At 30.7% G+C, this 18845-nt stretch carries 21 protein-coding genes and 1 tRNA gene; 14 read left to right on the plus strand and 8 right to left on the minus strand.

Annotation, left to right across the window (positions count from 1 at the left end):
- Nucleotides 1-24: 24 nt before the first annotated feature.
- From EV195_RS00840 to EV195_RS00855, 5 genes are all read left to right on the plus strand, one after another.
- On the plus strand, nt 25-258 hold the full coding sequence (locus EV195_RS00840) for a hypothetical protein (protein ID WP_132791571.1): 234 nt from the start codon (nt 25-27) through the stop codon (nt 256-258).
- Nucleotides 259-515: 257 nt separating this feature from the next.
- Entirely contained in the window at nt 516-659 is a 144-nt protein-coding gene (locus EV195_RS16605) for a hypothetical protein (protein ID WP_165915663.1), read from the plus strand.
- A gap of 201 nt (nt 660-860) precedes the next feature.
- Nucleotides 861-1052: a hypothetical protein gene (locus EV195_RS00845; RefSeq protein ID WP_132791574.1), complete on the plus strand. Its 192-nt coding sequence runs from the start codon at nt 861-863 to the stop codon at nt 1050-1052.
- A 590-nt stretch (nt 1053-1642) separates the two neighbouring features.
- Nucleotides 1643-2200 (plus strand): carboxymuconolactone decarboxylase family protein, encoded by a 558-nt coding sequence (locus EV195_RS00850; protein WP_132791577.1) that lies wholly within the window; start codon nt 1643-1645, stop codon nt 2198-2200.
- A gap of 37 nt (nt 2201-2237) precedes the next feature.
- Nucleotides 2238-2600 carry a cupredoxin domain-containing protein gene (locus EV195_RS00855; protein WP_132791580.1) on the plus strand — a complete coding sequence of 121 codons (363 nt, stop codon included), beginning with the start codon at nt 2238-2240 and terminating at the stop codon, nt 2598-2600.
- A gap of 77 nt (nt 2601-2677) precedes the next feature.
- Here the strand turns inward: EV195_RS00855 and EV195_RS00860 are convergent, their stop codons facing one another.
- Together EV195_RS00860 and EV195_RS00865 are read right to left on the minus strand one after the other, a co-directional pair.
- The gene (locus EV195_RS00860; protein WP_132791583.1) at nt 2678-3274 is read right to left on the minus strand and encodes a hypothetical protein; all 597 of its coding nucleotides are present in this window, start codon (nt 3272-3274) and stop codon (nt 2678-2680) included.
- A gap of 12 nt (nt 3275-3286) precedes the next feature.
- A complete protein-coding gene (locus EV195_RS00865) occupies nt 3287-4198 on the minus strand; it encodes an OmpA family protein (protein WP_132791586.1) in 912 nt (303 codons plus the stop codon).
- 247 nt (nt 4199-4445) lie between these two features.
- Between EV195_RS00865 and EV195_RS00870 the strand changes: the two genes are divergently transcribed.
- Complete coding sequence (locus tag EV195_RS00870; RefSeq protein ID WP_132791589.1) at nt 4446-4829, plus strand: ankyrin repeat domain-containing protein; 384 nt, start codon at nt 4446-4448, stop codon at nt 4827-4829.
- Nucleotides 4830-4921: 92 nt separating this feature from the next.
- On the opposite strand, the gene EV195_RS00875 is transcribed toward EV195_RS00870, so the two are convergent.
- A complete protein-coding gene (locus EV195_RS00875) occupies nt 4922-5506 on the minus strand; it encodes a 50S ribosomal protein L25/general stress protein Ctc (RefSeq protein WP_132791592.1) in 585 nt (194 codons plus the stop codon).
- 17 nt (nt 5507-5523) lie between these two features.
- Nucleotides 5524-6465, minus strand: coding sequence for a ribose-phosphate pyrophosphokinase (locus EV195_RS00880; RefSeq protein ID WP_132791595.1), 942 nt, complete (start codon nt 6463-6465; stop codon nt 5524-5526).
- A 108-nt stretch (nt 6466-6573) separates the two neighbouring features.
- Between EV195_RS00880 and EV195_RS00885 the strand changes: the two genes are divergently transcribed.
- Nucleotides 6574-6657, plus strand: a tRNA-Leu gene (locus EV195_RS00885).
- Between the two features lies 1 nt (nt 6658).
- Here the strand turns inward: EV195_RS00885 and EV195_RS00890 are convergent.
- Nucleotides 6659-7168 (minus strand): hypothetical protein, encoded by a 510-nt coding sequence (locus EV195_RS00890; RefSeq protein ID WP_132791598.1) that lies wholly within the window; start codon nt 7166-7168, stop codon nt 6659-6661.
- A 65-nt stretch (nt 7169-7233) separates the two neighbouring features.
- On the opposite strand from EV195_RS00890, the gene uvrC reads away from it, so the two are divergent.
- Together uvrC and EV195_RS00900 are read left to right on the plus strand one after the other, a co-directional pair.
- The gene (gene uvrC, locus EV195_RS00895; protein ID WP_132791601.1) at nt 7234-9027 is read left to right on the plus strand and encodes an excinuclease ABC subunit UvrC; all 1794 of its coding nucleotides are present in this window, start codon (nt 7234-7236) and stop codon (nt 9025-9027) included.
- A 4-nt stretch (nt 9028-9031) separates the two neighbouring features.
- On the plus strand, nt 9032-11245 hold the full coding sequence (locus EV195_RS00900; RefSeq protein WP_132791604.1) for a patatin-like phospholipase family protein: 2214 nt from the start codon (nt 9032-9034) through the stop codon (nt 11243-11245).
- 65 nt (nt 11246-11310) lie between these two features.
- On the opposite strand, the gene EV195_RS00905 is transcribed toward EV195_RS00900, so the two are convergent.
- Both EV195_RS00905 and EV195_RS00910 read right to left on the minus strand, forming a co-directional pair.
- Nucleotides 11311-12849 carry an Rne/Rng family ribonuclease gene (locus EV195_RS00905; protein WP_132791607.1) on the minus strand — a complete coding sequence of 513 codons (1539 nt, stop codon included), beginning with the start codon at nt 12847-12849 and terminating at the stop codon, nt 11311-11313.
- Between the two features lie 289 nt (nt 12850-13138).
- The gene (locus EV195_RS00910) at nt 13139-13429 is read right to left on the minus strand and encodes an HU family DNA-binding protein (RefSeq protein WP_132791610.1); all 291 of its coding nucleotides are present in this window, start codon (nt 13427-13429) and stop codon (nt 13139-13141) included.
- A gap of 134 nt (nt 13430-13563) precedes the next feature.
- Here EV195_RS00910 and mutY point away from each other — a divergent pair, with 134 nt between their 5' ends.
- From mutY to EV195_RS00935, 5 genes are read left to right on the plus strand one after another with little or no spacing between them, the layout of a single operon-like run.
- Complete coding sequence (gene mutY / locus EV195_RS00915) at nt 13564-14607, plus strand: A/G-specific adenine glycosylase (protein WP_132791613.1); 1044 nt, start codon at nt 13564-13566, stop codon at nt 14605-14607.
- Nucleotides 14608-14645: 38 nt separating this feature from the next.
- Nucleotides 14646-15074, plus strand: a complete 429-nt coding sequence (locus EV195_RS00920; protein WP_132791616.1) for a single-stranded DNA-binding protein — start codon at nt 14646-14648, stop codon at nt 15072-15074.
- 19 nt (nt 15075-15093) lie between these two features.
- Nucleotides 15094-16422 carry a gliding motility-associated protein GldE gene (locus EV195_RS00925; RefSeq protein ID WP_165915664.1) on the plus strand — a complete coding sequence of 443 codons (1329 nt, stop codon included), beginning with the start codon at nt 15094-15096 and terminating at the stop codon, nt 16420-16422.
- A complete protein-coding gene (gene gldD / locus EV195_RS00930) occupies nt 16415-16966 on the plus strand; it encodes a gliding motility lipoprotein GldD (RefSeq protein WP_132791619.1) in 552 nt (183 codons plus the stop codon). Before EV195_RS00925 ends, gldD begins: the two co-directional genes overlap by 8 nt.
- Entirely contained in the window at nt 16954-17772 is an 819-nt protein-coding gene (locus tag EV195_RS00935) for a hypothetical protein (RefSeq protein WP_243693041.1), read from the plus strand. The genes gldD and EV195_RS00935 overlap by 13 nt, the downstream gene beginning before the upstream one ends.
- Here EV195_RS00935 and EV195_RS00940 read toward each other — a convergent pair.
- Nucleotides 17764-18789, minus strand: a complete 1026-nt coding sequence (locus EV195_RS00940) for a COX15/CtaA family protein (RefSeq protein WP_132791622.1) — start codon at nt 18787-18789, stop codon at nt 17764-17766. The two genes, EV195_RS00935 and EV195_RS00940, sit on opposite strands and share 9 nt — an antisense overlap.
- Nucleotides 18790-18845: the final 56 nt, after the last annotated feature.

The raw sequence follows: 18845 nt of genomic DNA on the forward strand, positions 1-18845 counted from the left end.
AATAGTTTTTATTTATTTTACTTTATGAAAAACAGCTATGAACAAATCAATACTGAAGATACAGGATTAAGAAAGGTATCTCTTGGAATGAGAATACTCCTAATTTGTTTAATTATAATTTTTACAATAAATCCAATTTACAAATTTGTTCCTGATTTTATAAGCTGTACTTGTTGGGAACCATTTACTTACAGACATATAAATTTTCCTGTTAATAATCATCCTTGTGATGTAGTATTATACCATATCACATTTTAGTTCATATATTTAGATTATGGAATCGTATGTATTTATTCTCATAATTCTTTTAGTGGTTGTTTTTACTTTGTTATGCCCAAAATGTGTAAAGATATTTGGTGTAAGAGGAGATAACTTTTTAAGGATAAGGATTGAAAAACTACTGTTTAATTAATCATTCGTTTTTTGTTTTTTATCTGAACTTACATCTAGTTTTATCTGAAATTTTTAAATAATTAGATTTTACAAACTATCTTAAATAAGTAAAATTTATAATTATGAAAGCTAAACCTATATTAGTAAGACTTATTAAAGCATATGGAAATAAATACGTTATTAAATTTCCAAAACATATTATTACCGTTGATAGATATTATTACACTAAAATGTCTAATAGTCCAGATGAGTATAAATTCATTTAATTACTCTTTTAATTTATTTTGTTTTTTCTATTTTTATTTTATAACTCAAGGAGAAGCATATGTAAATACTTGGGTTATTATCATTTTTTTTATTGCTGGAGCTATTGTTGTTTTAATATCAATTATTTATCTCAAAGAACAGAGTGAAGTATGACATTTGCAATTGTATTATTTATTTCCTATTAATCAAAACCTAAAGCTATGAATAAAAAGAAATTTTTTGATTTTATAAAAAGCATAAATGCTTTACGACTTTTATTTGTAATCTTAATTTTTAGTTCAATTGCTTCTGGTCATGATCGATTTTCTGACGATTTTGAAAAACTAGGTTCTTTAATTCTTGCAGGACTTTTAGCAATTGCTATAGCTATAACTTACTTTAGGAGGGATTAGGTATTCTTTTCGTTCTACAAAGTTTTACTATTGTTTATGGGTGTACAATTTTCCAGGCTATGATTATTAAGTTTTTTAAGAGTTTTGATTATCCTAACCTTATCTTTTTTGTTTTATCTATTATTTGGTTTTCAGTAACTTTTGGTTTAGAGGGTTTTGTAGCACTTATGTTTTTTTGGTTATCAATTAAGGGTATAAAATTAGTTGTAAATAAGCATGTAAAAGAAGCTAATCAAGCCTTTATACGATATATATTATATCTAATCGTTGGAGTGATTATTGCTTTTACTTATATCATTATGAATTCTCAAGCGATGTAGTTTGTTTCTTTTAATAATAAAACACCCCTCATTCCGTCCACTTTTTTACTCAAATTCTCAATTGTACAACTCTTAGGAACCTTTGTCCATTTTTAGAGGTCTATTCTCGTCGCATCTTTGTATCAGAAAGTTTTTAGAAACCCTATTAAAACAAAAACAACATGAATACAGAAAGATATCAATGCCCGAATTGTTGGGGATACCAAGAATACGAAGAGCAAAACGAATTATGTAACAAACAAGAAATTAATAATTAAAAAACCTAAAAAAATGAGTACAAGAATCGAAACATTAAACCCAGACACAACAACAGGAAAATCAAAAGAATTATTTGATGCAGTTCAAAACAAACTAGGATTTATTCCTAACCTTATAAAAGTATTTGGTAATTCGCCAGCAACCTTACAGAGCTATTTATCATTAGGAGAGTTAACAGCAAGCGGAAACTTTTCTAACAAATTTAGAGAGCAATTAGCACTAGCAATCGCAGAAGAGAATAGTTGTAATTATTGTTTATCTGCTCACACAGCCATCGGAAAGATGAACGGATTAACAGATGAGCAAACAGAAGAAAGCAGACAAGGTCGTGCTGCAGATGCTAAAGTTGAAGCAGGGTTACAATTAGCACAAAGTATTACAAGAAATAGAGGAAATATTTCAACAGAGGAAATTCAAGCGGCGAAAGCAGCAGGATATAATGATGGAGATATTTTAGAAATCGTATTAAATGTGGTTTCAAACACCTTAACAAACTACGTAAACCACATCGCAGAAACTGAAATTGATTTTCCAGCGGTTGAGGCAGGGAAGTTCGCAGTAAATTCATAATAATCCTTATCATAAATAAAAAAGAACAAAAACAATCATGAAAAAAGTAATAGCAATTTTAGTAGTAATCTTAAGTTTTTCTTTTAACGCAAATGCTCAAGATGCTAAAACCGTAGCATTAGAACAAACCAAAGGAGAGTTCACTCAAAAATCGGTAACCTTATCAGAAGGAACTTACGTTTTTGAAATTACAAATAGTAATGTTGGAAAAGACGTTGGGTTTGTATTAGCTCCAAAAGGAAAAACAGAACAAAAAGATCATATCAAAGAAGCGTATGTTACTTCATTAGCTAAGAATAACACAACTTCTTCATCTAAGAAAGTAACACTAAAAAAAGGGGAATATGTGTATTTCTGTCCATTGAACCCTACTCCTCAATATACTCTTATAGTAAAGTAGTAAAAGTTGTTAACTGAAAAAGCTCAGCAGTATGCTGAGCTTTTTGTGTTTTAAATGTGTTAAGCATTATGAATTTATCAGGCTTTTCCACCGTCTAATTCATCTTGCCATTTTTTTAATTTTTTCCATTTACCTTCTGCGGCAAGTTTAGCTTGTTTTGGCCACGTAGTAGGTTTGTGCATTCTATATCTATCACCACCACTGTTTAATACTTCCTGGCATTTTTTAACAGAGGTTTCTCCAAGAGCTTTCCAGGTTGTAATTCCGAAATTATGGAATAAACCTTCAATTTTTGGTCCGATTCCCTCTACAACTTTTAAGTCGTCTTGTTTAATTTTTTTACCGAAAGCAGCTTTTGCGGCGGCTGCGTCAAAAGGAATAGTTTCTGCTGTTTCTACAGAAGAAGTAAGTGAACTAACTACACTAGAGTTAGTATCAATGTTTTTTGAAGCCTCTCTTGCTAATTTTAGGTCTGATGTAAGTCCTAATTTACTTTTCTGACAAGCATCTAATTCTGCTTCTAATGAAGCTATTTTGTTTTGTAATGTAAGGAGTTCTCCATTATTAGAATTACTATTTTCTTCTGAATCGCTCGATAAATGCTTTCCTAATAAGTATCCTAACAAAGCTGAGATAAGTCCTACTAATATAGGTATGATGATACACCAATCCATAATTATTTATTTTTATTTAATTGTTATTATTGTTCTTCTATTTTTTGCTTTTCCTTCTTCGGTAGAATTATCGGCTATAGGTTCATTCTGACCTTGCGATAATGCTTCAATTTTATCAGCAGGAATTCCGTTGTTAACTAAATATTGTTTAGCAAAGTCGGCTCTTTTTTGACCGATAGCTATATTAGCATTAGGATCTCCAGTATTATCAGTATGCCCGGTTATTATGCAACTTGCTCCTTCCACTTTATCCAAATAGTTGGCAATGTCTGCTATTTCTTGTCGTTGTTCAGGTGTTAGGTTTACTTTTGTTTCACCTGTTTTAAAATAAAGAACCAAAGGATGTTCTTTAATAAAGTTGCCTAGTTTTTGAAGTTCTTCTGAATTGTCTTTAAACTCTGAAATCGCAAAATCAATAGGTCCGTACAAAACGTTTAACGAATCGGCAACCATTGTTTCTTTAACCGCTCCGAATGTGTTTATTGTTTTAGAAGGAATGCCTTTTGAGCTTAAATAGTTTTTTACAGAAATAGCTCTAGCAAACCCAAGGTTAGGGTAGGCAGATGTGTTTTCTTCGTTTTCAGTATAAAATCCTGTAATAGATAATGTCTTATTCGAATTTGAATTGAGATGGTTTTTTAGCTTTTCAATTTCTACATCTAACGATGAAGTAACCGGACTTAAAAAAGTATAAGCAGATTTTTCAAAGTCAAAGTTATCTGTAGTAGTTAATGAAAAGTTTCCCGTTTTATCTTTTACAGAAAAAGGATAGCTTGTGGGAGATTTTTGTTTTGGGGTTTCAATTACTACTGTTGTCGATTGATTTTCTTCTAAATTATGAGGGCAACATAATTTCCAACTGAAGTAAGTCCCGACTAAAATGGTAAGGAATATTCCCAAAAGCAAAAGGAGTCTTTTAGTCATGGTTTTTGATTTATGTTATTGATTGTTAAATTATTAAATTTTTTTTAAAGATTTAACAATCTGATTTTTAAACTGATATAATTTTAAATGTTTTTATTGGTTTCTTTTTGTAAAGTACTGGTTTTCAGAATTGTTAAGAAAAGTCTAAAAATGTTATTGTTACGTTAAACAGCTGTTTTTATTGAAACAATTTTGAAATGGGGGCGTCTTTTAAACAAATACCTTTTTAACTTAAATTTTTTAGAACATGAAGAAAATCATTTTAACCATCGCTTTATTTTTAGGAGCTTTCGCTACAACTGTAAACGCAACTGAAACTCCAAAACCAGAAAAAGTAACTGTAACTAAGTATACAGAAGTATCACCATTTTGTACATTAATTAGAGAAGGAAATTACGAAGCTGTAAAAGCTTTGATAAAAAGTGGACAAAATGTTAACCAAAAGTCAACTGGCTTAACACCATTAATGTTTGCTGCACGTTATAACAGAGCAGATATTGCTAAGTTATTAATTGCAAACGGAGCAAAATTAAACACAAAATCTAAAAGAGGATATACAGCTTTAAAATGGGCAAAGTTAGCGAAGGCTAATGAAACAGTGGCTGTAATTAAGCAAGCAATGGAAAGTTAAAATGCACATATATTTATTGTGTAAATTGATTGAATTAAAAAAGACCTACAATTTTTGTAGGTCTTTTTTTTTATCAAAAATAAAAGATATTCTTATTTTTTCTTTCCTTCAGCTTCAGCAGCAGCTTTAGCAGCGTTACGAGACATACGTACTTGAGCAACCACAGTGTTATCTGGATGTAAGAAAGTATAGTTCTCATTAGCTAATTTAGTAATGTATAATTTATTACCAATTTCTAATTCAGTGATATCAGCTTCAATAAAGTCTGGTAAGTTTGCTGGTAAAGCTTTCACTTTTAATTTACGCATATTGTGACGTAAAGCACCACCAATCATAACCCCTTTAGATTTTCCTACTAATTTTACAGGGATTTCCATAGTTACTGGCTTATCTTCAAATAATTGATAAAAATCAATGTGTAAGATTTCGTCAGTTACTGGGTGAAACTGAATGTCTTGTAAAACAGCTGCATATGTTTTACCATCTAGTTCAATCGAAGCAGTATATACGTTTGGAGTATACACTAAGCTCTTGAACGCTTTTTCAGTAGCTGAAAAGTGAATTGGTTTGTCTCCTCCGTATAAAACGCAAGGAACCTTTCCAGCATTACGTAAGGCTTTAGTCGCTGACTTACCTACGCTTTCTCTTTGAGATCCATTAATCGTAATCGATTGCATTATTTATTTATTTAAAATTACATTAAAAATTGATCGCTGATAGATGTGTTTGTTTGAACTTTACGCATCACATCGGCGAATAAGGGCGCGCAAGATACAACTTTTATTTTAGATATCTGCTTTTTTAAAGGTATTGTATCTGTGACAATTAACTCTGTTAATTTTGAGTTTTCAATTTTCTCATAAGCGTTACCAGAAAGTATTGGATGCGTACAAATAGCTCTCACCGATTTTGCACCTCTTTCAACCATTAAATCGGCTGCTCTAGTAAGTGTTCCTCCTGTATCAATCATATCGTCAACAAGAATAACATTTTTACCTTCAACTTCACCAATAAGCTCCATATGATCAATAACATTAGCCTTTTTACGTTGCTTGTAACAAATAACTACATCACTAGCTAAGTATTTAGAATATGCATAGGCTCTTTTAGAACCTCCCATATCTGGAGAAGCAATGGTTAAATTATCTAATTGTAAACTTTCTATGTACGACATGAATATGGTAGACGCAAATAAATGATCTACTGGTTTTTCAAAGAAACCTTGAATTTGATCCGCATGTAAATCCATCGTCATAATTCTAGTTGCACCAGCAGCTTGTAAAAGATTGGCAACTAATTTTGCTCCAATAGCTACTCTTGGTTTATCTTTTCTATCTTGTCTTGCCCATCCAAAATATGGCATAACTGCTGTAATATGTCTAGCAGAAGCGCGTTTTGCTGCATCTAACATCAATAACATTTCCATTAAGTTATCGGCACTTGGAAAGGTAGATCCAATAATAAAAACTCTTCGACCTCTTACAGATTCTTCAAAAGCAGGTTGAAATTCACCATCACTAAAGTGCGTTGTTATTACGTTTCCTAATTCAGTATTATATTCCTTAGCTATTTTCTGAGCAAGCTCCATACTTTGCGAACAAGCAAAAAGCTTAGGTGATAATTGAGTCGTTGACATCTCGGATTAATTTTTAGTATGTGTTGTTGTTGTCGCAAAAGTAAAATTATTTTAAATAGTATTAAAACCTTTTTATTTTAATTGTTAGATTTGCAGTTCTATTCTAAAGCCAAAGTGGTGGAATTGGTAGACACGTCGGATTCAAAATCCGATGTTCGCAAGAACGTGTGGGTTCGAGTCCCACCTTTGGTACTTAATTTCTTTCTGTAATTTTTATTAATTCTTTTTTCTCTTTATCATAAAAGAGAATTCCAAATTCATATGCTAGCATTTTTGCAGTTTCTTGAGCATCTTTTAGATGTTTAAAAAAACCTACTTTATAACGGTTGTTTTTTTCATCCCAAAGGATCACCTCATATATATTGTTGTTATTATGATTGGTAGCTGCATAGTTAAGAGTAGTAAGGTCTTTCCATAAACCAAATCCTACAGGGCCAATAGCGTAATATCTTCTATATTTTTTGTCTTTTAAATTAAAGTGATGATGTATTACGGTTGAATATCGAAATGCAAAAAACAGCATGTAGCAGTTTATTTGTATTGCTTTTGGTACTGTGAAATTTAGAATAACATTTCCAATTTGTAAAGGGCTTTCTCGAAATGAAAAAACAAACACAAAAAAGATAATAGCGTATAATGTTGCGGCAATTATTCTGTGAAATACAGATCGTTTTCCTCCATTGAGTATAATTAAATCTTTCATTTACAATTTTTTGACAAAATTAATTTATTCAATGATAATATTCAAATAAACTGTAACTTCGTTCTATGTCACCATCTTTAGAACTTCAAGTAAAAACATTGCCAAATTCTTCAGGAGTTTATCAGTATTTTGATAAAGACGATGTTATTATTTATGTAGGGAAAGCTAAGAATTTAAAAAAGAGAGTTGCATCGTATTTTACTAAAAATCATGAGTACGGAAAAACAAGAGTACTCGTTAAAAAAATTGTTCGAATAGAACACATCGTAGTAAACACCGAAACCGATGCTTTATTGTTAGAAAACAACCTAATAAAGAAGTATCAACCTAAATATAACGTGTTGCTTAAAGATGATAAATCCTATCCTTGGATTTGTATAAAAAGCGAACGTTTTCCTCGAATATTTTCAACCAGAAGGGTAATTAAAGACGGCTCAGAATATTTTGGACCTTATACCAATGTTAAAACGGTAAATACCTTAATTGATTTAATAAAAGAACTGTATCCGTTACGTACTTGTAATTATGATTTAAGCGAGCGAAATATTGAGACAGGCAAGTATAAAGTATGCTTAGAATATCATTTAAAAAACTGTTTAGGACCTTGTGAAGGATTACAAGAAGAAAATGATTATGTTCAAAATATTAGGGCAATTCGAGACATTATCAAAGGAAATTTTAAAGAAAGCCTTACAAGCTTAGAGAATATGATGCTCGACTTTGCCAAGGAGATGAGGTTTGAGGAAGCACAAAAAATTAAAGATAAATTAGAATCGTTAAAGAATTATCAGGCAAAATCTACGGTAGTAAATCCATCAATAAATAATGTGGATGTGTTTTCAATTACTTCTGATGAAACTCACGGATATGTTAACTTTTTAAAGATAATGAATGGATCTATTGTCCAATCATACACAACCGAAATAAAGAAAAAGTTAGACGAAACAGATAAGGAGTTATTAGAGTTATTTATTGTTGAAACTCGCCAGCGATTTAATTCGTTATCACGAGAAGTTTACGTTCCGTTTAAAGTAAGTTTAGGCGATAATGTAAAAGTGACGGTACCTAAACTAGGAGACAAAAAGAGAATAGTTGATTTATCGCTGAGAAACGCTAAATATTATCGACAAGAACAATTTAAACAGATTAAAATCGTAGATCCAGAGCGTCATGTAAAACGTATCATGGCACAAATGAAAAAGGATTTACGTTTGAAAGAAGAACCTGTTCATATAGAGTGTTTTGATAACTCTAATATTCAAGGAACAAATCCAGTTGCTGCTTGTGTGGTATTTAAGAATGGTAAACCAAGTAAAAAGGATTATCGCCATTTTAATATCAAAACTGTAGAAGGGCCTGATGATTTTGCTTCTATGGAAGAGGTAGTGTATAGAAGATATAAAAGATTGCTTCAAGAAGACAAACCATTACCACAACTAATAGTTATTGATGGAGGAAAAGGACAATTATCTTCTGCATTAAAAAGTTTAGATGTACTGGGTTTAAGAGGAAAAATAGCCATTATAGGAATTGCAAAACGATTGGAAGAAATTTATTATCCAGGAGATAGTGTTCCATTATACTTAGATAAAAAATCTGAAACCTTAAAAATCATTCAGCATTTACGAAATGAAGCGCATCGATTTGGAATAACATTCCATAGAAATAAAAGAAGTAAAAGTGCTATTCAGTCTGAGTTAGAGCAAATACCAGATATTGGTAAACAAACCATAACAAACTTGTTACGTAAATTTAAATCTGCCAAAAGAGTAAAAATTGCTACATTAGATGAGTTAATAGAAGTGGTTGGTAATGCAAGAGCTCAAAAAATTTACATGTATTTTCACGACAAGCAATAACAGGATGAAACTGAAACTAACATTATTGTTGTTGGTTGCTTTTTTATGTAGCTATGCTCAAGAGCGACCTAAAGTCGGTTTGGTTTTAAGTGGAGGAGGTGCAAAAGGATTTGCTCATATTGGTGTTCTTAAAGAATTGGAAAAAGCCAATGTACAGATTGACTACATTGGAGGAACTAGTATGGGAGCTATTATTGGAGGTATGTATGCCGCAGGATATTCAGCAGACCAAATCGAAAAACTAATCAGGGATATTGATTTCCTTTCGGTAATACAAGATAATGTTCCAAGAGAAGAAACACCTTATTTTGAAAAAGTTTTTCTGGGGAAAACAGCAGTTACCTTACCAGTTAAAAAAGGGAATATAGGCTTGCCATTAGGTTTATCTAAAGGACAAAATGTGTTGAATTTACTTACCGAAATATTATCACCAGTAGATGAAATTTCCGATTTTTCTAAGTTACCAATTCCTTTTTTTTGTGTGGGTACAGATATAGAAACAGGACAAGAAGTTATTTTAGAAAATGGTTCTTTACCTCTGGCCTTAAGAGCAAGCGGTTCGTTTCCTACATTATTAAATCCGGTAGAAGTAAAAGGAAGATTAATAGTAGACGGAGGTGTTGCTAACAACTTTCCTGTAGATAGAATGAGAGAGAAAGGTGTTGATATAATAATTGGAGTAAATGTTCAAGGAACTTTATTAAAAAGAGATGAACTAACATCAGTTGCTTCTTTGTTAAGTCAGATTGTAAATTTTCAAATGTATCGAAAGTCTGATGAACAAATAGGCAATTTAGATATTCATATACACCCAGATATAAGCGAATATACGGTTGTCTCTTTTGATGATAAAGAAGCTATTTTAAAAGAAGGAGACAGAAAAGCAAAACAATTCAGAAGTATATTTTTAGAAATTGCCAAAAAGCAAGGGAATCTAAAGTCTAAAAAACAACTGATTAGAAGTAAGCCTAGAAATAAAAAGTTTTTAATTGATCGAATTATTTTAAAAGGAAACAAAAACTACACGCAAGACTATGTTTTAGGTAAGCTACGATTAAAAGAAGGTGATTCTGTTTCGTATCATGAAATTTCTAAGAAAATAAATGCATTAACAGCTACTAAAAATTTTCAAAGAGTAGATTACAGTTTAGAGAAATCTTTTGAAGGAAAAAAGATTAACATTATTGTAAAAGAGAATGATATCAAAACTTTTTTGAGCTTAGGAATTCATTACGATAATTTATATAAAACAGGGGTTTTACTAAATTATAACCACAAGAAAATGTTTTTTAAAAACGATGAATTATCTTTTGATGTGGTTATAGGAGATAATATTCGTTACGACTTAGAATATTTAATTGATAACGGTTATTTATTGAGCTTTGGAGTAGCATCGAGGTTTAATTCTTTTAATTCTGAAGTGTTGTTTAATGAGAACAATTTAAACAAAATCAATGTTTCCTACAGCGATTTTACAAACAAGGCTTATTTCCAAACCACTTTTAGTAAAAAAACTGCTTTTGGAGCAGGAATCGAATTAAAAACATTAAAAGTATCGTCTGACACTTTTTTAACAAATGATGAAGAAACTTTATTTGATCAAAGTGTGTATTTCAATCCTTTTGCCTTTTTACATGTAGATACACATGATAAAAATGCGTTACCAACTAAAGGGTTTTCATTGAGTACTAAATTTAGGTGGTTTTTACTTTCTAATAGAAATGAAAGCTTGGATAAATTTGCCTTGGGAAGTGTTGGTTTTAACCAGTACTCTCAAATTGACGGACGCTTAAGCTTTGCTAAGACATTTTACGATAAATTGACTTTCCAATTTATATCTGAGGCAGGATTTACTTTAGGGGAAGAAGATTCAGAAATTTTTGATTACCGTTTAGGGGGTTACAATCAAAATTACATCAACAACTTTATTCCTTTTTACGGATATTCTATTTCGTCATTAAGTGATCAATCTTTTTTAAAATCTGAGTTTCATTTTCGCTATAAAATATTTGAAAATCATCATTTAGGCGTTTTAGCAAACTATGCAAGGGTAAGTAAAAATGTGCTAAATAGAGGAGAATTACTTAATGAAACGAAATCGGGTTATGCAGTGGGATATAGTTTAGAAACTATTTTAGGTCCTATTGAATTAAAGTACGCGTGGTCACCAGATCATAATGACCGATTTTTACTATTCAACTTAGGTTTTTGGTTTTAGAAAACAAAAAATCCCACACGTAATGAAACATGCGGGATTTTATTTCTTAATAAGAAAGTGCCTTATCACTTGTTTTTCTTTTTGTAAGAAAAATGATACTGTAAATACTGATAAGCATCTCTAGGTATAATTTTAATCCATCTTTTATGACGAAGAAACCATTTAAATCGAATAGAGTTTATGTTTTTTGTAAGATATGCTGCAATAAATGGATGAACATTTAACGTAACATCAACATATTCAACATCGCTATTCAAAATTCGGTCTAATTCAGCTTCAATTTCATCTATTAATACAATTGGAGCTTCAACTTCACTATCTTTATTAGGATTTGGTTCACGAGTTTTTATTTCGAGTTCAGGTCTAACTCTTTGACGTGTAATTTGTACTAGTCCAAATTTACTTGGAGGAAGTATCTTATGTTTTGTTCTGTCTAGAGACATGGCTTCTTTTAAGTGCTGATATAATTTTTGTCTGTTTTCAGCAGACTTCATATCTATAAAATCAACCACAATAATACCACCCATATCTCTCAGTTGTAATTGTCTTGCAATTTCAGTAGCTGCAATCAAATTAACTTCTAACGCTGTTTCTTCTTGGTTTTTGGCTTTGTTAGATCTATTGCCACTGTTTACATCAATAACATGTAAAGCCTCAGTGTGTTCAATAACCAAATAAGCACCTTTACTCATAGATACGGTTCTACCAAAAGAAGTTTTTATTTGTCTTTCAATACCGTACTTTTCAAATATCGGAACGTTAGATTTATGGAGTTTAACTATGTTTTCTTTCTCAGGATATATTTTTTGTAAATACTCCTTGATTTCTATTTTTAAACTCTCATCATTAGTTATAATATTAGTAAAAGAATCGTTCATCACATCTCTTAATATTGAAGATGCTCTATCTAACTCACTTAGTACTTTAGTAGGAGTGTTGGTGTTTGCAATTCTCTTGCATAAGGTTTTCCAACGATCGAGTGAGTTTTGTAAGTCTTTATCTAATTCAGCTACTCTTTTGCCTTCAGCAACTGTACGTAAGATAAGTCCAAAACCTTTCGGCTTAATACTTTTTGCTAATTTCTTTAAACGTTCTTTTTCTTTATTATCGGTGATTTTTTGTGAAACCGATACTCTGTTAGAAAAAGGAACTAAAACTAAAAATCTACCGGCAATAGAAAGCTCTGAGCTTATTCTAGGGCCTTTAGTAGAAATTGGTTCTTTTACGATTTGAACTAATAAATTTTGACCTGATTTTAGTACGTCGTTAATACCTCCGTTTTTGTCGATGTCTTCTTCAAAACGAAAGTTTTTTAAAGTGAACTCTTTAAATTTACCTGTGCTTACTTTCTTTATAAAACTAGTTAATGATAAAACTTGTGGTCCTAAATCATGATAATGTAAAAATCCATCTTTTGGATAGCCAACATTAACAAAAGCGGCATTTAATCCAGTCATCACCTTGCCAATTTTAGCAAGGAAAATATCTCCAACTGAAAATTTATTGTCGCTTGTTTCTTTGTTTAATTCAACAAGTCTACCATCTCTTAATAAGGCAAAATCAATATCAGAAGAATTTGAACGAATTATTAATTCTGTTTTCATCTGAATAAATTTTGTGTTTGTACATAAATACAAACGGATTAAGATTTTTGTAAGCAGGTATTTTAAAAATACCAAAGAGGTATAAAACCTCAATTTCAAAGAACTTTGTGCTTTTTAAAGCAAGCTAAAAAAGTAAGTAGAAACTACTTACTTTTTTTTCTTGTGACGATTTGCTCTTGCTCTTTTCTTTCTTTTGTGTGTAGAGATCTTAGCTCTCTTTCTTTTTTTACCACTTGGCATAGTTAATAATGTTTTATAGACTCTTGTAAAAAGAGTGAGTTAATATTGTTTACTTAACAGTAACCTTAGCTTTTACTCCTTCAGTGAAAGTTTTAGCTGGTTTAAAAGCTGGAATGTTGTGAGCTGGAATTTTAATAGTAGTATTCTTAGAAATGTTTCTACCAGTTTTTTCAGCTCTTGTCTTGATAATAAAACTTCCGAAACCTCTTAAATATACATTATCCCCACTTTCTAATGAATCTTTAACTTCAGTCATAAACGCCTCTACAGCTGCTAAAACGTCAGCTTTCTCTATTCCTGTTTTGTCTGAAATTTTCGATACGATATCTGCTTTAGTCATTATATATATATTTTATATGTGAATTTTGTTTTTACGAGCGTGCAAATATATGATAATTAATCAATTCGTAAAATAATTGTTCTTAAAAAAAGTATAAATTAATTACTGTATTTTCGAAAACCTAAATTTAAGAAATGTTTTTTTATAAAACTTTGATAAACTGGTATTTAAAAAACAATAGAGATTTACCTTGGAGAAAAACACAAAGTCCATATGAAGTTTGGTTGAGTGAAATAATGCTTCAACAAACGCGAGTAGCACAAGGTTTACCTTATTTTTTAAAGTTTACTGAGGCTTTTCCAACTGTTTTTGATTTGGCTAACGCTGATGAAAGTGAGGTTTTAAAGCTATGGCAAGGTCTTGGGTATTATTCTAGAGCAAGAAACTTGCACTTTACAGCGAAATATGTGGCAAATGAATTACATGGACAGTTTCCTAACTCTTATAAAGAACTACTTAAACTAAAAGGGATAGGAGATTACACTGCATCTGCTATTGCTTCTATTTGTTTTAATGAACCAGCTGCTGTTGTAGACGGGAATGTGTATCGTGTGTTGTCTCGTTTTTTTGGTATAGATACGCCTATTAATTCTGCGGAAGGAATTAAAGAATTCAAAGTTTTAGCGCAATCAATCATTCAAAAGGATAATCCAGGCAGGTATAATCAAGCTATTATGGACTTTGGAGCGTTACATTGTAAACCACAAAATCCACTTTGTAATGATTGTCCGTTGGCGAGTAAATGTGTTGCTTTTGAAAAAGCTAAGGTGAGTGAATTTCCAGTAAAAATCAAAAAAATCAAGATAAAGAAACGTTATTTTAACTATTTAGTTGTGATTTCTGAAGATGGTAAAACACTTTTTTCTGAGAGAACTGGAAAAGGAATTTGGCAAGGATTGTATCAGTTTCCATTATTGGAGACTTCTAAAAATATTTCGGTAGATGAATTAATTTCTAATGATGAGTTTACTGCAGTCATTCCAAATGATGCATCAATCTCACTTTTCAATAAAGAAGAAATTGTACACAAACTATCACATCAACACTTAATCACTAAATTTTGGATTATTAAAGTAAACAGCATAGAAGGTAGTTTAGTTGATTGGAATGACATAGAACAATTTCCTACTTCAGTACTAATTAGTAATTTTTTAAAGGAATATTCAAAAATCGAATAACATAATTTGTATATTTGATTTTACACAATAGTAAGAAGATGTCAGGAACAGTTAATAAAGTAATTTTACTAGGTCATTTAGGTGATGAAGTTAAAATGCATTATTTTGAAGGAGGAAATTCTATTGGAAGATTTCCATTAGCAACTAATGAGTCGTATACGAATCGTCAAACAGGAGAGAGAATAGTTAATACAGACTGGCATAATATTGTAGTTCGAAACAAACTAGCAGAGATTTGCGAGAAATATTTAAGCAAAGGAGATCGTGTATATATTGAAGGAAGAATTAAAAACCGTCAATATGAAGTAGATGGTCAAAAAAGGTACACTACCGAAATTCATGTACAGGATATGACCTTTCTTTCAACAAAGAAAGAGTTAAATCAGAGCACAAACATGAATCCGTCAGCACCAATTCAAAACACAGTACCTCCTATTTCTAATGAAGAGGACGATTTACCTTTCTAGTTTAATTAAAATTTAAAATTTGGACCCGGAACCCTATTTTTTATTCATTACTAACGCTACATTTATAACCACATCTAGTTTAATTGCATTATTTATACTATTAATATGTTCTGCTTTGGTTTCTGGTACTGAAGTAGCTTTTTTCTCTCTTTCACAAACCGAATTAGATGAGTTAAACGAAGCTACTAAAGGGAAAAGCATGGTAGTTAAATTGCTAGAAAACCCAAAAAAATTATTAGGTACCATCTTAGTAACAAATAATTTTATCAATATCCTCATAGTATTGATTTTTGCATCTTTAGAAGACTTTATGTTTGGAAACTTAAATTTCTCAATAGAGTTAGGTTTTGTTACTATTTCTGCATCAGTAATAAAAGTTTTTATTCAAGTAGGTTTAGTTACTTTTTTAATTTTACTTTTTGGAGAAGTTTTACCTAAAGTGTATGCAAGTCGTAAATCGTTGTTGTTTGCCAATTTTATGGCAAAACCAATTTACTTTCTAAACACCATTTTAACACCGTTAAGTTTACCTTTAATTGGACTAACAAATAGCATAGAAAGTAGGTTGGGTAATAAAAACAATAATCTTTCCGTAGAAAAATTATCTCAAGCATTAGAATTGACTTCTGAAGATTCTACCACTAAAGATGAACAAAAAATATTAGAAGGAATTGTAACTTTCGGGAATACAGAAACGGTTCAGATTATGAAGCCTAGAACCGATGTTTGTGCAATTTCAGATGATAAGTCTTATGAAGAAGTTTTAAAGATAATTTTAGATAACGGATATTCTAGAAACCCTGTGTATCATGAAAACATTGATAATATTATTGGTGTTTTATACGCTAAAGATTTATTAGCTCACTTAAATAAAAAAACGTTTAATTGGCAGGATTTGTTGAGAGAACCATTCTTTGTTCCCGAAAACAAGAAGTTAGATGATTTATTGAAAGAGTTTCAAGATAAAAAAAATCACTTAGCAATTGTAGTAGATGAATATGGAGGAACTAGTGGTATTGTAACCCTAGAAGATGTAATTGAAGAAATAGTTGGAGATATAAATGACGAGTTTGATAATGATGATTTAACCTATTCTAAAATTGATGAGAATAACTTTGTTTTTGAAGGTAAAGTTACTGTTAGAGATTTATGTAGAGTACTAGATGAAGATGAAGCGATTTTTGAAGATGATAAAGGAGAAAGTGAAACCTTAGCAGGCTTCATTTTAGAAGTTTCTGGTAAATTTCCAAGAAGAGCAGAAAAAATATATTTTAAAAATTACGTTTTTACTATAGAAGCTCTTGATAGAAAAAGAATTAAACAAGTAAAAGTTACTCGAAATGTATAGGTGTATATTGTTGTTTTTAACATTAGTAATTGTGAGTTGTAATGGAGAAACTATACCAAAGCCAAAAGCTTATTTAAGTTTACAGTATCCTCAAAAACAATACGAGAAAACTATTGAGAACAGACCTTATACTTTTGAGGTTCCTTCATCAACAACAGTTGAAGCACTTCCTAAAAACTGGTTAAAAATTAAGTATCCGAAACTAAAAGCGTCTGTTGATATTACGTACCGACCTATTCAAAATAATTTGAAAGAATTATTAATGGAAGCAGATAAATTGGTTTTTGAACATACTATAAAGGCGGATAATATTTCATCAAGAGATTATTCAAACAACCAGAAAAGAGTTTATGGGAAACTCTATGATATTTCTGGTAATGCAGCTTCTCAGGTTCAGTTTCATGTAACTGATAGCGCAAAGCATTTTTTAAAAGCTTCGTTGTTTTTTTACTCAAAACCAAATTATGATAGTGTACTTCCTGCTTTAGATTATATCAAACAAGATATGATTCGTATGATGGAAACACTGGAGTGGAAAGAATAATTTTAAAGGCAATGAATGTTTTTAAAATAATTCTTCATCTAATCGTAACACTTTTTTTAACAGTATTAACTCAAATAGGAGGAGTTGTTTATCTAATTATAATTGTAACTCTACGGAATAAAACTAGAAAAATTAGGTTCACATATTTTTCAATAGTTTATTTGGTATTTACCTATCTAGTAATCCCTTTAGTTGCTCCGATTTTTGGTAGAGAAAAAATTTACAATTCAAAGAATTTACAACCTAGATCTTTCTTTTATACACTAACAAATAGAAATTATGTAGTCCCCGAAATGAATGCTATTTTACAGTCAGTTTCTAATAGCTTTCAAAAAGATAATCCAGGAATACAAGTTGTTTATTTAGATGCTAATTTCCCTTTTTTTAAAGGTTTTCCTCTGTTCCCTCATTTAAGTCATAATGATGGGAAGAAGATTGATTTGTCATTAATTTATGTAGATGAAAAAGGGAAGCTGACAAATAAAAAGCCATCAGTTAGTGGTTACGGCGTTTATGAAAACCCAACAAATAAAGAATACAATCAAATTGAGATTTGTAAGCGAAAAGGAAATTGGCAATACGATTTTCCAAAGTATCTAACTTTTGGAACCATACATAGAGATATTAGTTTTTCTAATGAAGCAAATAAGGAGTTAATCCAATTGTTTTTATCAAAAAAAGAAATCGGCAAAATCTTTATTGAACCACATTTGAAAAGCAGACTAAAACTAAATAATTCTAAAATTAGATTCCATGGTTGTCAAGCAGTTCGACATGATGATCATATTCATCTTCAACTACGCTAATTGCTTTACTTTTCTACTTTGTAGCCACAAGTAAAACTGTAATCCAAATAAAATGGCACCAGCTAATAAATGTACAGCTTGTGTTCCAATAGGGAATTCAGCATAGTACATTAAAATCCCTGTAATTGTTTCTAAGAAGATTAAGAAAACTATCCAATTAACTAGTTTATATCCTAAGTTTTTAACTTGATTTAAATAGAACATACCCACATTTACCAACACAATGGCAATGGTAAATGACCTATGAAAATAAAACTTAAAACTCGGGTTTAATAAGCTGTATTGTTTGTTATCAAAACCAAATAGTTTTACTTGTTCATCTATAAATTGACGAACTTGTGTTCCCATTGCTATTTGAATCAAAGAAAAAATAACCGAGATGATTAATAACTTATTGAATAATGAATCGAATTTATACGTGTTGTTATTTTCGGTAACAATAAAACGAAGATACAGTAACAACGCAACAATAACTAAACCAATAACCATATGAATAGTGATGATTGTAGGTTTTAAATTGGTGTCAACAACTGTTTTTCCTAACCAAGCTTCAAACAACATTAAGAAGAATGCGATAAATGAAATTATAGTAATGGTTTTATTTTCTTTTCTAAATTGAAGCGCTCCGTACAAAAGGAATAAGAAAACAAATCCTGCCACTACAGAAACAAGTCTGTTTATATATTCAGTCCAAGTATGGTATTTATTGAATTTAGCATAGTCGTGTTTGGTGTATTTTTTCCAATTGCTTGGATTAAAAGTAGCACCTGTAGTTAAATCACCATCCGCTACAAAAAGAACTTCATCTTTCACAATAATCATCCCTTTTTGAAATTCTTTATTTGCTTCCCAAGTAATTTGTTCTTCAGAGGTAGGAGGAATTAAATAGCCAAAACACTTTGGCCAATCTGGACAGCCCATTCCAGAACCTGTCATACGAACAACAGCTCCAGCTAGAAAAATTAAATAAACAGAAATTAAGGTAATTTTTACAATTCGAGGAAAGTGTTTTTTCATCAAAAAATGTTTTTGCAAAGATACATTAAAAGCACAAAAAAAGCGCCCTACAATCT

It is taken from the genome of Tenacibaculum skagerrakense, assembly GCF_004345825.1.
GTDB classification, from domain to species: Bacteria; Bacteroidota; Bacteroidia; order Flavobacteriales; family Flavobacteriaceae; genus Polaribacter; species Polaribacter skagerrakensis.